Origin of the sequence: Peijinzhouia sedimentorum (genome assembly GCF_049340005.1) — a bacterium.
GTDB lineage: Bacteria > Bacteroidota > Bacteroidia > Cytophagales > Cyclobacteriaceae > CAXBDP01.
The window spans coordinates 533481-546366 of record NZ_JBMPIY010000002.1 but is presented as its reverse complement, the minus strand read 5'-3'; the positions used below and the strand labels follow the sequence as shown (position 1 = coordinate 546366).

The following is a 12886-nucleotide window of genomic DNA, read 5'->3' as shown; positions in this document are numbered from 1 at the left end:
AGAATTAAGCCGCTTAAGTTCTGATTTTCTTTTAATCATGATTTACAATTTACGTAAATCTATTTCAGGACAAGACAAGAAAGATAGATTTAGAAACACTATGATTTCTAGCGTTATCTGAGCGAAATATCCATAGCCCATGGTTTCAACCATGGGATAAGGGATGATCGCAAATCATCCTCCCGCACGGTCGGTAAAAAATAGGATACGATATCAATCTACAGCTATCAGACCTCTTTTATAACCTAAATCATTTACCAACATCGCAATTGTCTGAACTATCCCGCCTCGTATGGGCAGGGATTTTTATGATTAAATGATGGACTATGTTTTTTTTCAACTTTTCTCCGACTATCGCATAGACAGCGAGCTCTTCAAGGGTTTCAAACCCTTGAAGAGCTTTGCGATGAGCATCATTTAATTCTACAAAGTTCCCCTCCTCTGATTCACCGCATCAGCCGTATCGTGCTGCTGCTCTACTGACTGTGAAAATGAATCTTGATCCATCAACCATCCTCTACCCTCCCTAAGAAGAAAACACATCTCTAAATCTCCTCTCTAGAAGAGACTTTTGCATCGATCAAGCTAATGTTAACTATTCAAGCAAATATCATCTATCCTATTTATCTACTTTTTTCGAAACAACTTCGGCTTCGTTATTATCTGTAATTTTATATATAATTATTTCCTTCTGTAATTCACCTTCAAGAGGCTGATATTCTAATTTTCTTTCAATGTATGGAGGTTTAATTGAATAGGAATTAATACTATTAAGTTTTTTCCTATTATCACCATCAATTTCAGGTAAGGGTATATTTAATAATTGATAGGGCTTATTTTCCGTATTTAGATAGAATACAAAGACCAATTCATTCTCAGGCCTTATTGAATTGTTGCCTAGAAAAATTAACTGCTTATAATTATTATTGTTGAGGCTCGCCAATGCATACTTTTTAATATTTGGGAAGTGTGATACATTAGTTGTTTGTTTTTCATCATTCAGTGATGTTTCTACAGAAAACTGCATATCCTGATTTTCCATAGTACTTGCTATTATTAAATAGCTAATATCTTGATCAGTTAGTGTTAGATTCCAAGATTTTTCCTTTGGTGTTTCGACACTTATATCCTCTTGACCTTCAAGATTTATATTAGAGGAACAAGATATAAGAAGGAATACAGATAAGTAGATAATACTTTTCATTTCACTTGTATTGAGAAAATGTATACATAAAAAAAGCTTGATTAATCAAGCTTTTAAAAATTGGAAATATTTTTTTATAATGCTACTTCGGTTACTAACTCTCCATCAACTGAATACAATTTGAACTCGCCTGCTTCATTTATCTTAAAAAGAAATGACTTTTCTGTTTCTGAACCATCTTCCAATTTATAGCCGATTATTCTTTCAATATAAGGAGGCTTTACATTATACGTATTGTTGCCATTTACATTCTCCATAAATGATCTTGGAACACTTGGGAGTTCGAGCAGATTTAAACTTTTCGGACTTGCAGAATAGTCCAAAGTCCAAACATAGATGTGTTCGTTTTTTGGTTGGTTTTCGCTAGCTCCAATAAAAATTAGCTCATTGTATTTATCGCCATTAAGGTCTGCTTTTGCGAACCTTTTTAGTTTTGGATAAGTACCAGTTGAAGCTGTCTCTGGGCTGCTGTTGTATTCCACCATTAATGAGAATTGAGTGTACATATCCTCGGTCGTGTTAGATGTAACTCGGTACGTGATATCTTGATCTTCAATTATTTTATTCCATCTAGCCTCTGTTGGGAGTACTTCTGTTATGTCCTTGATATTAGCTATATTCTCATCACCAGATGTACTTGATGAACATGATGCAATAAATAGCATCAAAATAATTGTAGCGATTGGGTAAAGTGTCTTTTTCATAGCCAACGAGTAAGCAAATTGCGTGCAATATTCTCTTTATTTTCAGATTGTATTAGGAAATTTTTCTTCAAATCATAAATCATTAAAAAATGAAAAGGCTCGAATTTCTCCGAGCCTTTTTTTAATCTGATATTTAAATTCAAATTTATTTCACTTCTTCATATTCTACATCTGACACATCGCCATTTTTATTTGGCTCTGATTCAGCTTTAGACTCTTCTTGACTTCCCGCTTCTGCACCACCGCCTTGTTGGCTAGCTGCGTACATTTCCTGAGAAGCAGCTTCCCATGCCTTGTTTAAGGCTTCTACAGCTGGGTTAATAGCATCTAGGTCTTTTGCTTCGAATGCTGATTTAAGTGTAGTCAAAGCAGTTTCGATTCCAGATTTATTTCCTTCAGAAAGTTTATCTCCATATTCCTTCAATTGCTTTTCAGTTTGGAATATTAAACTATCCGCAGTATTCAGTTTTTCGATTTTCTCTTTTTCCTTTTTATCGGCCTCAGCATTTGCCTCAGCTTCTTTCTTCATCTTATCTATTTCTTCGGAAGTTAGTCCAGAAGAAGCTTCAATACGAATTTTCTGCTCTTTACCTGTTCCTTTATCTTTTGCTGAAACATTCAAGATACCATTAGCATCCAAGTCGAACGTTACTTCAATTTGAGGAACACCTCTAGGTGCTGGTGGAATGCCATCCAAGTGGAAGCGACCTATCGAACGGTTATCTTTGGCCATAGGGCGCTCACCTTGCAATACGTGTATTTCCACTGAAGGCTGACTATCCGATGCAGTACTGAAAACCTCAGATTTTCTAGTTGGGATGGTCGTGTTAGATTCGATAAGTCTTGTCAACACACCGCCCATTGTCTCAATACCTAATGAAAGTGGAGTTACATCAAGTAACAATACATCCTTTACTTCACCAGTAAGTACACCACCTTGAATTGCTGCGCCAATTGCCACAACTTCATCAGGATTTACACCTTTCGATGGTTTTCTTCCAAAGAATTTCTCAACTTCTTCCTGAATTTTAGGGATACGAGTAGAACCACCAACAAGAATTACTTCGTCAATATCGCTGGTAGAAAGACCCGCATCTTGCATTGCTTTTTTACAAGGATCTAAGCTTCTGCGCACAAGATCTTCGGTAAGTTGCTCAAATTTGGCTCTGCTCAAAGTTTTCACTAAGTGCTTTGGCATACCATCTACTGGCATGATGTAAGGCAAGTTTATTTCAGTGCTATTAGAGCTTGAAAGTTCAATTTTAGCTTTTTCTGCAGCTTCTTTTAAGCGCTGCAATGCCATAGGATCTTTTCTCAGGTCAAGGCCTTCATCCTTTTTAAATTCGTCAGCCAACCAATTAATAATTGCTGAATCAAAGTCATCACCTCCCAAGTGTACATCACCATTCGTAGATTTCACTTCGAATACGCCGTCGCCTAATTCAAGAATCGAAATATCGAATGTACCACCACCAAGGTCATACACGGCGATTTTCATATCTCTATCTTTCTTATCCAAGCCGTAAGCCAATGCAGCTGCAGTTGGTTCGTTGATAATACGCTTTACATCTAAGCCAGCGATTTGGCCAGCTTCTTTAGTTGCTTGGCGCTCAGCATCATTGAAATATGCAGGTACGGTAATTACCGCTTCCTTAATTTCAGTACCTAAGTAATCTTCAGCAGTAGATTTCATTTTCTGCAAAATCATTGCAGAAATTTCTTGAGGAGTATATAGTCTATCACCAATTTTCACTCTTACGGTATCGTTGGAGCCGCTTTCAAGTCCATAAGACACATTCTTGCGCTCGTTGGAAACCTCTGAATATTTCTTACCCATAAACCTCTTCACGGAGCTTATGGTGTTTTTAGGGTTTGTAATTGCTTGTCTCTTGGCAGGGTCACCTACTTTTCTTTCGCCATTACCATTGTCAAGAAAAGCCACTATCGATGGTGTAGTTCTTCTGCCTTCGCTATTTGCAATAACCACTGGTTCATTACCTTCCATTACGGCTACGCATGAATTAGTGGTACCTAAGTCAATGCCAATAATTTTTCCCATTGTATTTATGTTTTTTGTTTTGTTCAGTTCTATGATCTGTTATGGGTTTATCAATGCATGTGCCAATGGGATTTAAAAGAGTTTTTGTGACACATTGACAGCCATTGCCCATCTAAATAGCTAATTGAGAGAGATAAATTATTGAATGATGGAAAATTGCCTTTTGAAAATATTTACTTCTTTATGGCAATTCGCACTATCATGGAAGAATTGTGGGAGGGTATTCTAGTTTTTTCATAATCTTGAATTACAAACACATCGCCAGCTGCTGTCATATCCCAAAGTTTGCCATGCAGGAATGTGTTGATTCCATAAGCAATGTTGGCAGATTGAGAACGACCGAGCATGCTATATTTTTCCCAAGCTTCTTGCTCAGTTAATTGCCCAATATCAGATTGGTTCACATCACTTGGTGTAGTACTTCCATTATAGCCATTCCATGGCCTATTCCACATTTCATTGGGCGATGAGTAGGAGGGAACTAAGAGAATATTTACCTGCTTTTCTTTTAAGGTTTTGTAGATTTCTGGATACCAAGAGTCGGCACAAATAACGCTTGCCACATTTCCAATTGCAGTTTCAAATACGGGTATTTCAGCCAAGTTTCCTGCTTGTGTAAAGCTCAATTCCTCTTCTATAGGAAATACTTTTCGAATTAGATTATTGTCAATTTTACCATCAGGATAAAACCAAGCTGATATATTTTGTAATGGTGCTTTAGAGATTTTTAGTGTCTCTTTTTCTACGCTTGGATTAGGCAATACGATTGACCCTGCCACAATACTTACCTTGTACTTTACTGCCAATTTTGAAAAAGTCCTTTGATAAATGCCTGCCATCTTTTCTGCTTCCATTGAGAAAATGGCTTCATTCACTTTGTTTTCTGCTTGAGCTTTGCTCCAATATTTTAAAAATTGGAATGGTTTGGAAGCAATCAGCTTGATCATTGCAGTGCTGATACTGTTACTTTGGTTTATGCTGTTCCGTTGATTTGCGACAACTAGCCAAGTGCCGATATATTCAGGGAATAGCACAATGGTATTTTCTTTGAGCCAGTTCTTTTTATTGGCTTCATCTAGATAGTTATCTAGCTTTGTAAAATAATTTTCTTCTGTAGCAAAATCTGTTGTTGCCATTATTGGCTGAATTCCAATTATATAACCTTCAGCACTATCGAGCGGAAAATCTTGAAAATAGATTTCGTTGTCCAATTCTAGCGAAAGTTCAGGCTGATCACTTAAATCAATTTGCACCCAAGCGACCCAAATTAAAATTATCGAAGCAATTGAAAATACAATGTATTTAAGCGCCTTCATCGGTCACCAAATTGAATAGTTTAGTGATTTCAGCAGCAGCTCTTTCACCAGAAATAATAGCGCCTTCTATATAGCCATTCCAAATATCCGAGGTTTCTGTACCTGCCCAATGAATTCTTCCGCTTGGTTCTTTCAAGCTGTTGCCATACACTGAAAGTACATTTGGTGGCATATAGCCTACATAGCATCCACGTGTCCATTCGTCGGCCATCCAATCTTTTTCATGGTATTCAATTACTTCATTAGCTCGTGAACCAAAGTAGCCAACCAATTGATCAATGCATGCTTCCTTTCGCTCCGATTTAAGGTTTTGGCTCCACTCTCTTGCTTTGTCGCCAGAAATGAAGCCGATAATTGCTCCATAAGCTGCATCAAGCGGGCTGTCATCAAAGCCTAAATTCATTGGGCCTCTATCTGAAATAAATTCAGCGGAATGACCATCCTCCCGCCAAAATGGAGTTTTGTAAGTAAACACACATTTTATTACTGAACCCATTGGCATTTTTTGCATCAATTGATCTTTATTCCCAGGAAGTGACGGGTAATAATTTATCCTTGAAGCCAATGCTGGCGGTATGGCCACCACCACGTATTTCGCATCAAATGCATTATCAATCGTTTCCACAATTACGCCTTCTGTATGCTGATGAATGGCTCTTACGGCCTGATTGAGCATGACATTTTCAGTCAATGGTTCCGCAAGTTTTTCGGCAATTTGTTGCATTCCACCGACGAGCCTCGTTTGTTGAGCACCATTATTTATTTCTGCAAGGTGCATCAGCCCTTGTCCTGATTTCACATAGTAAAGAAAGAATAAGGCTGAAATATCTGCTGGTTCTGCAGCGAAAATGGCATTTACCACAATATCGAAAGAGGCCTTTGCGCTTTTGGTTTGGAAAATCTGATTCTTCAATTGCTCAGCAGTTTGTCTGTCGAAATGCTTATTCTGAACTTCTTGCTTTGCATCACCTAATTTGAGCTCAGCAGCTAATTTTTCTATTTTGCTGATGCCATTTTGCAGATCAATTAAGCTTAAATAGGGAAGAGCTGGGATCGTATTTTTGTATGTCTTTTTCTTGCCAAATAGATCAAGAACTTTCTTACCTGTATTGTATTGCTTGAATACCTCAATGCCCATTTCAGTGCAAAGGGAAGTGATTTTTTCTTGTTTTGGTCCAATCCACTGTCCACCTAAATCTATTTTATCTTTGAAGCTGGTTTGTTGACTAAGCACTCTTCCACCAACTCGATCTCTAGCTTCGAGCACAAGTACTTGAAGACCACTTTGCTTAAGTATCTTGGCAGTAGTGAGCCCAGAAACGCCAGCACCAATTACGATTACGTCAATTTTGTCCATAACTGAAAAAATTAAGCTGAAATTAGACAAATAGCAGTTTGCATGAAAGATGCCATTGAATAATTGAATAGAAAGGCTCAAAATTAGCTAATTTCGTGAATGCAATTTCCCGAAATTCTATTTGAGGATAATCATTTGCTAGCAGTAAATAAGCCTGCGGGCTTGCTGGTGCAGGGAGATGATACTGGAGATCGTACTTTGCTTGATTTGGCTAAAGAATATATAAAGGAGAAATACAATAAACCAGGCAATGTATATATAGGCCTGCCGCATCGATTAGATCGGCCAGTGAGTGGAGTGGTTTTGCTTGCCAAAACTTCTAAGGCTTTGGAGAGACTGAATAAGATATTCAAAACGAGAGAAGTTGAGAAAATCTATTGGGCACTGGTGGAAAAAAGGCCAAATGAAGTTGAAGGAAGACTTACGCATTATTTAGTGAAGAATGCCAAATTGAATATAACTCGTGCGTATTCATCTGAAAGCTCCGAATCTAAATATGCCGACTTGAGTTACAGCTTGCTAAAAGAAGCGGGAGGTAAATTTCTGCTAGAAGTAAAGCCTGTAACTGGTCGCCCACATCAGATTCGAGTACAATTGGCAAGTATGGGCTGTTCGATAGTGGGCGATCTTAAATACGGTAGCCCAAAACCTAATCGTGATGCCAGTATTTGTTTGCATGCGAGGTCACTAAAGTTGGTACATCCTGTCACGAAGGAGGAAATTAGTATTGTGGCCAATCCTCCCGCCATATTCCAAGCTTATTTGAAATAGGAAATCAATTGTATAAAAAAAGCCCTAATTCGCGAGAATCAGGGCTTTTGCAATTATGTTGATAAATCTTATTTAGCTGATTCAGCCAATAAAATCAATTTATTATTTACTACTTCTACCACACCACCATCTATTTGTATAGAATGAGAACCTGCTTTGGTCACGTATGTTACAGAACCTTTTGCAAGAGAACTGATTATTGGTGCGTGATTGTCTAGTATTTGAAATGAACCATTGCTTCCTGGGAAGGTTGCAGAGATTACTTCTCCTTCAAATACTTTGCTGTCCGGTGTGATTATCTCTAAGAACATTACGTATTATTTAGATTCAGCCATTAATTTTTCACCTTTTGCAACTGCTTGCTCGATAGTACCTACCAAGTTGAACGCTGCTTCAGGTAAGTGATCTAATTCACCATCCATGATCATTGTAAAGCCTTTGATAGTGTCTTTGATATCCACTAGCTGACCTTCAAGGCCTGTAAATTGCTGTGCAACGAAGAATGGTTGAGACAAGAATCTCTGAACACGACGTGCTCTGTGTACTACTTCCTTATCTTCTTCAGACAATTCGTCCATACCGAGGATGGCGATAATGTCTTGAAGTTCTTTGTAGCGCTGTAATAATTCCTTCACTCTTTGTGCGCAAGCATAATGCTCTTCACCAACGATAGATGGCTCTAGAATTCTAGACGTTGAATCCAATGGATCCACAGCTGGGTAAATACCTAGCTCAGAAATTTTTCTAGAAAGTACTGTAGTTGCATCTAAGTGAGAGAAAGTAGTCGCTGGAGCAGGGTCAGTTAAATCATCCGCAGGAACGTAAACGGCCTGTACAGAAGTAATTGAACCACGCTTAGTAGAAGTAATACGCTCTTGCATGGCACCCATTTCGGTTGCCAATGTTGGCTGGTAACCCACAGCTGAAGGCATACGACCTAATAGGGCGGATACTTCTGAACCTGCTTGAGTGAAACGGAATATATTATCGATAAAGAAAAGAATGTCTTTGCCTTCACCTTCGCCATCGCCATCACGGAAGTATTCCGCAACGGTAAGTCCTGAAAGAGCTACACGAGCACGTGCTCCCGGAGGCTCGTTCATTTGACCAAATACGAATGTTGCTTGTGATTTTTTAAGCTCTTCGGCGTCTACTTTAGAGAGATCCCAACCACCTTCTTCCATACTTTCTTTGAAGTGCTCGCCGTAATTGATAATTCCAGCTTCGATCATTTCACGAAGAAGGTCATTTCCTTCTCTCGTTCTTTCACCAACTCCAGCAAATACAGAAAGTCCTTCGTATGCTTTTGCAATGTTGTTGATCAATTCTTGAATCAATACGGTTTTACCTACACCAGCACCACCGAAGAGACCAATTTTACCACCTTTTACATAAGGTTCGATCAAGTCAATTACTTTGATACCTGTGTAAAGAACTTCGCTTGATGTAGAAAGATCTTCGAACTTTGGAGCTTGTCTGTGAATAGGAAGTCCACGTGTTGTTTTTGGAGCAGGAATACCATCAATGGCTTCACCTACCACGTTGAAAAGTCTGCCTTTTACTTCATCGCCAATCGGCATTTGTATAGGGCTACCAGAGTCAGAAACTTCCATGCCACGTACGAGACCTTCGGTGCCGTCCATCGCAATAGTTCTTACTCTATCTTCGCCAAGGTGTTGTTGTACTTCTAATACAACCTTTTGACCATTTTCTTTAGTTACTTGAAGGGCATCCAGAATATTTGGAAGCTTAGAGCCTTCTGCACCAAAACTAACGTCAACAACAGGTCCGATTACCTGTGTGATTCTACCAATATTTGCCATTGTTAAGTGTTTTGTAGAAAGAAAAGCCTGTTTTATGAGACTGCAAAAGTACGGTTTTGACTCTATCTTACCAATGGTAAGCGCTTAAATTTTACCTTAATATGAAATTTATTTGTTCAAGACTATTCTAAAGGTGGTTCCTACATTTTCTTCAGAGCTTTTTACGAATATTTTCCCTTTGTGATAAGTCTCAATTATTCTTTTCACAAGCGTTAATCCAAGTCCCCAGCCGCGTTTTTTTGTTGTAAAGCCCGGTCTGAATACTTCCTTTAATTTCTTTTTGGGAATTCCCTTACCATTATCATTCAAATCTATAATTACGGTTCTGTTATTTTCTTCTTTCACTGAAATGGCAATTATACCAATGCCACTCATTGCATCTACGGCATTTTTACTTAGGTTTTCGATGACCCAATCAAAAAGGGCTCTATTGAGCGGGCAAGTAATTTCCGGTGAGCCTGATTCTAAAGTAATCTCTACTCGACTGCTAATTCGTGGTCTCAAGTAGCTCACTGTTTGTTTGATTACCTCCACAATGTTTTCATTTTGAAGTACAGGAGCAGAACCTATGCTGGAAAACCGCTGGGTGATCATTTCCAGTTTGTAAATGTCCTTATCTAGTTCAGTGGAAACCTCATCGTTCCATTGGCTTGGATCATTTTTGATGTATTCCATCCAAGCCATTAACGAGGAAATAGGTGTACCAAGTTGGTGTGCAGTTTCTTTTGCCAAGCCAACCCATATTCGATTTTGCTCGGCAGTGCGAGAGTAGCTAAAAGCTAGATAAGCTAAAAGTATAAATACCGAAATGATTGAAAGCTGTATGTATGGATAGTATTTGAGGCGATTGAGTAAGTATGAATCTTTGTAATACACATATTGGTATTCGAAGGCGGTATCTGTTTCGTCTATTTTAAGCGTCACCATTACAGGTTCATGCTCGCTTTGCATTATGGCCAATTCCTCCCGCAGTTTTTCGTCAATCTTGCTTGGACCTTGAGTGCTATCAATATTTAAGTTTCGATAGTAAATAGGATCACCAGAGGAGTTTGTGAGAATCACAGGAATGGAATTATTTGTTACGACAATTTCCTGAAACACAAACATTAAGTTTTCTTGAAAATCTGAGTTTGCGGTGGCTTCAATTGTATTTGCGTACAGGCTGATCAGTCTTTCTTCACGATCTTTTAGTTCATACACGAGTTGATTAGTGTACCAAATGGAAGCACCGCCAATAATTATTGCAATAATGATAACTACCCATTTGATTTGGGTTCGGTTTTGATATAAATCAATAAATTGAAAATTCTGGTTTTTCATTTTGTGCCTTAATGGCAATCAAGATAGAATCTGGGATGCTGAAAACAAAAAAGGAGCCTATAGAAGCTCCTTTTTGTTGAAAATTTATTAGACTAGTTTTTCATAAATAGCCATTTACCAAGTGTTTTGTAATTCACTTTTGTACCATGCATTAGTATTCCTATGCGATAAATTCTGCCTGCAAACCAAATTGTTCCCAAAAAGCCAATTACAAGAAGTACCATACTTAATACCAATTCCCACACTGGGACTCCAAAACCAAGTCTGCCTACCATAGTAATAGGCGAGGTAAATGGAATAATAGACAGCCAGAACGTGACTTGCCCGTTGGGTTCATTGAGTACAAACATGAACAGACCAATTATGGAAATAATCAATGGGATGGTAATTGGAAACATAAATTGCTGCGCTTCGGACGGGTTTTCGACTGCAGATCCTACCGCTGCGAATAATGCTCCATAAAGCAAATAGCCTCCAACAAAGTAAAATAAGAATACTGAAATGATGTATGCAAAAGGAATGTTATTCACCATTTCCATGATTTCAACTACTTTGGGATTTGATGCAAAATCATCGCCTGAAACTTGCGTTACATTGCCAGCTACTTGATCCATCATGGCATCGGATGGGCTTGTTAAGCCAAAGAAACTGAAAACGGCCATGGACAATACTGAAATAAGAATGATCCAAATGAGTAATTGCGCCAGTCCTACAGAAGCAATACCTAAAACTTTGCCAAGCATAAGTTGGAACGGTTTCACCGTAGAAACTACAATTTCCACAATCTTATTAGACTTTTCTTCGATTACGCCTTGCATTACTTGTGCGCCGTAAATGAAGATGAAGAGGTAAATTAAAAATCCTCCCGCATATCCAACTCCAAATGAAAGTCCAGCACTACTTTCTACTTCTTCACCAGTTTCACTTAAGTTGATGGATCTTACCGAAACACTTGTTTTTAAAGCCTCCAAAACTGCTGGATCTACTCCAGATTCTTTGAGCTTCATATCCTCAATCTGATTTTTGATACTACTTTCCAGATCGCCAATCATTGTAAGACTAGGATTAGATTTGGTATAAATAGCAATACCCGTTGGGTTGTAGATGTCGAAATCTGGTAAATGCAGAATACCAAAATCATCACTATTATTCAAATCCTCTTTCGCTTCATCTATTGTCATTTCTGACTCAACAAAATAAAAGCGGGAGGTTTCGGTAAAGTCAAATCTACCAGACTCGTCTACTACACGAACAACATCTTGTTTTACAGATTTTTGCTCGTTGATGGCCAAATAAATAAGCCCGCCCATTAAAATTGGAAATATTAATGGTGTTAGTATTGTGGCAATTAAGAAGGATTTTTTCTGAACACGGCTCAAAAATTCCCTTTGGATGATAAGTAAAACCTTATTCATAGCTTTTCTCCTTTGCTTTAGCAATAAAAATATCGTTGATACTTGGAATTTTTTCGGTAAATGAGTGCACTTCCACTTTGTTGATCAATTCCTGCAGAATTTCGTTCGGATTGATGATAGTAGAAGGAGCTTTAATTAATGATTTATTAAAATCATCACCTAGAACTTCATTTTCTATAACTTCATAGTCAGCTGTCATTCCATTTAATGAACCTTTGTATTGGACATAATACTCATTGGCTTTATAGGCACTCTTTATATCCTTGATGGAGCCGTCCAATATCTTACGTGAATGGTGAATCATCGCAATATGATCGCACAACTGCTCTACTGATTCCATTCGGTGAGTACTGAAAATAATTGTTGCTCCTTTTTCTTTTAGCTCAAGAATTTCGTCTTTAATTAAATTTGCATTGACTGGGTCAAAGCCAGAAAAGGGCTCATCTAATATGAGTAGTTTAGGGTCGTGAAGTACTGTTGAAATAAATTGGACTTTTTGTGCCATCCCTTTCGAAAGATCTTCGATGTTTTTGTTCCACCATCCTTCAATTTCAAATTTCTTTACCCACTTTTTGGTCTTTTCGGTTGATTCCTTTTTGGACAAACCGCGAAGCATCCCAAAATAAATGAGTTGTTCGCCAACTTTCATTTTTTTGTAGAGGCCTCTTTCTTCTGGCAGGTAACCGATAATCTGTATGTGCTTTTCGGCTAGCTTTTCACCTTCGATCAATACTTCACCCTTATCAGCCATGATTATCTGATTGATAATCCGAATGAGAGTGGTTTTACCAGCGCCATTGGGTCCCAGCAATCCGAAGATTGATTTCCTGGGAATGTTCATGCTAACATCTTGCAAGGCTTGATGTTTTGCGTAGCTTTTGTGAATTCCTTTTACTTCTACGATATTTTCCATTAAC

At 38.2% G+C, this 12886-nt stretch carries 11 protein-coding genes; 1 reads left to right on the top strand and 10 read right to left on the bottom strand.

Translation table 11 applies throughout. The annotated features are described in order from the left end of the window. Positions 1-619: 619 nt before the first annotated feature. From ACOXY8_RS05670 to ACOXY8_RS05650, 5 genes are all read right to left on the bottom strand, one after another. Complete coding sequence (locus ACOXY8_RS05670) at positions 620-1204, bottom strand: hypothetical protein (protein ID WP_458330579.1); 585 nt, start codon at positions 1202-1204, stop codon at positions 620-622. Between the two features lie 74 nt (positions 1205-1278). Next, on the bottom strand, positions 1279-1908 hold the full coding sequence (locus ACOXY8_RS05665) for a hypothetical protein (RefSeq protein ID WP_458330578.1): 630 nt from the start codon (positions 1906-1908) through the stop codon (positions 1279-1281). A 145-nt stretch (positions 1909-2053) separates the two neighbouring features. Beyond that, on the bottom strand, positions 2054-3967 hold the full coding sequence (gene dnaK, locus ACOXY8_RS05660) for a molecular chaperone DnaK (protein ID WP_458330577.1): 1914 nt from the start codon (positions 3965-3967) through the stop codon (positions 2054-2056). A gap of 173 nt (positions 3968-4140) precedes the next feature. Beyond that, a complete protein-coding gene (locus ACOXY8_RS05655) occupies positions 4141-5283 on the bottom strand; it encodes a carbon-nitrogen hydrolase family protein (protein WP_458330576.1) in 1143 nt (380 codons plus the stop codon). Next, positions 5270-6640 (bottom strand): flavin monoamine oxidase family protein, encoded by a 1371-nt coding sequence (locus tag ACOXY8_RS05650; RefSeq protein WP_458330575.1) that lies wholly within the window; start codon positions 6638-6640, stop codon positions 5270-5272. Before ACOXY8_RS05650 ends, ACOXY8_RS05655 begins: the two co-directional genes overlap by 14 nt. Before the next feature lie 99 nt (positions 6641-6739). Between ACOXY8_RS05650 and ACOXY8_RS05645 the strand changes: the two genes are divergently transcribed. Further along, on the top strand, positions 6740-7411 hold the full coding sequence (locus tag ACOXY8_RS05645) for an RluA family pseudouridine synthase (protein WP_458330574.1): 672 nt from the start codon (positions 6740-6742) through the stop codon (positions 7409-7411). A gap of 68 nt (positions 7412-7479) precedes the next feature. On the opposite strand, the gene ACOXY8_RS05640 is transcribed toward ACOXY8_RS05645, so the two are convergent. The 5 genes from ACOXY8_RS05640 to ACOXY8_RS05620 form a co-directional block, all read right to left on the bottom strand. After that, positions 7480-7722 carry a F0F1 ATP synthase subunit epsilon gene (locus tag ACOXY8_RS05640; RefSeq protein ID WP_458330573.1) on the bottom strand — a complete coding sequence of 81 codons (243 nt, stop codon included), beginning with the start codon at positions 7720-7722 and terminating at the stop codon, positions 7480-7482. Between the two features lie 6 nt (positions 7723-7728). Then, positions 7729-9234 carry a F0F1 ATP synthase subunit beta gene (gene atpD / locus ACOXY8_RS05635; protein ID WP_458330572.1) on the bottom strand — a complete coding sequence of 502 codons (1506 nt, stop codon included), beginning with the start codon at positions 9232-9234 and terminating at the stop codon, positions 7729-7731. Positions 9235-9342: 108 nt separating this feature from the next. Beyond that, a complete protein-coding gene (locus ACOXY8_RS05630) occupies positions 9343-10554 on the bottom strand; it encodes a sensor histidine kinase (protein ID WP_458330571.1) in 1212 nt (403 codons plus the stop codon). A gap of 92 nt (positions 10555-10646) precedes the next feature. After that, the gene (locus ACOXY8_RS05625; RefSeq protein WP_458330570.1) at positions 10647-11969 is read right to left on the bottom strand and encodes an ABC transporter permease; all 1323 of its coding nucleotides are present in this window, start codon (positions 11967-11969) and stop codon (positions 10647-10649) included. Then, positions 11962-12882 carry an ABC transporter ATP-binding protein gene (locus ACOXY8_RS05620; RefSeq protein WP_458330569.1) on the bottom strand — a complete coding sequence of 307 codons (921 nt, stop codon included), beginning with the start codon at positions 12880-12882 and terminating at the stop codon, positions 11962-11964. Before ACOXY8_RS05620 ends, ACOXY8_RS05625 begins: the two co-directional genes overlap by 8 nt. Positions 12883-12886 lie beyond the last annotated feature (4 nt).

Excerpts from the sequence above, each read along its gene's own strand:
- ACOXY8_RS05670 (WP_458330579.1), bottom strand. The coding sequence starts at position 1,204 with ATGAAAAGTATTATCTACTTATCTGTATTCCTTCTTATATCTTGTTCC.
- ACOXY8_RS05665 (WP_458330578.1), bottom strand. The coding sequence starts at position 1,908 with ATGAAAAAGACACTTTACCCAATCGCTACAATTATTTTGATGCTATTT.
- dnaK (WP_458330577.1), bottom strand. The coding sequence starts at position 3,967 with ATGGGAAAAATTATTGGCATTGACTTAGGTACCACTAATTCATGCGTA.
- ACOXY8_RS05655 (WP_458330576.1), bottom strand. The coding sequence starts at position 5,283 with ATGAAGGCGCTTAAATACATTGTATTTTCAATTGCTTCGATAATTTTA.
- ACOXY8_RS05650 (WP_458330575.1), bottom strand. The coding sequence starts at position 6,640 with ATGGACAAAATTGACGTAATCGTAATTGGTGCTGGCGTTTCTGGGCTC.
- ACOXY8_RS05645 (WP_458330574.1), top strand. The coding sequence starts at position 6,740 with ATGCAATTTCCCGAAATTCTATTTGAGGATAATCATTTGCTAGCAGTA.
- ACOXY8_RS05640 (WP_458330573.1), bottom strand. The coding sequence starts at position 7,722 with ATGTTCTTAGAGATAATCACACCGGACAGCAAAGTATTTGAAGGAGAA.
- atpD (WP_458330572.1), bottom strand. The coding sequence starts at position 9,234 with ATGGCAAATATTGGTAGAATCACACAGGTAATCGGACCTGTTGTTGAC.
- ACOXY8_RS05630 (WP_458330571.1), bottom strand. The coding sequence starts at position 10,554 with ATGAAAAACCAGAATTTTCAATTTATTGATTTATATCAAAACCGAACC.
- ACOXY8_RS05625 (WP_458330570.1), bottom strand. The coding sequence starts at position 11,969 with ATGAATAAGGTTTTACTTATCATCCAAAGGGAATTTTTGAGCCGTGTT.
- ACOXY8_RS05620 (WP_458330569.1), bottom strand. The coding sequence starts at position 12,882 with ATGGAAAATATCGTAGAAGTAAAAGGAATTCACAAAAGCTACGCAAAA.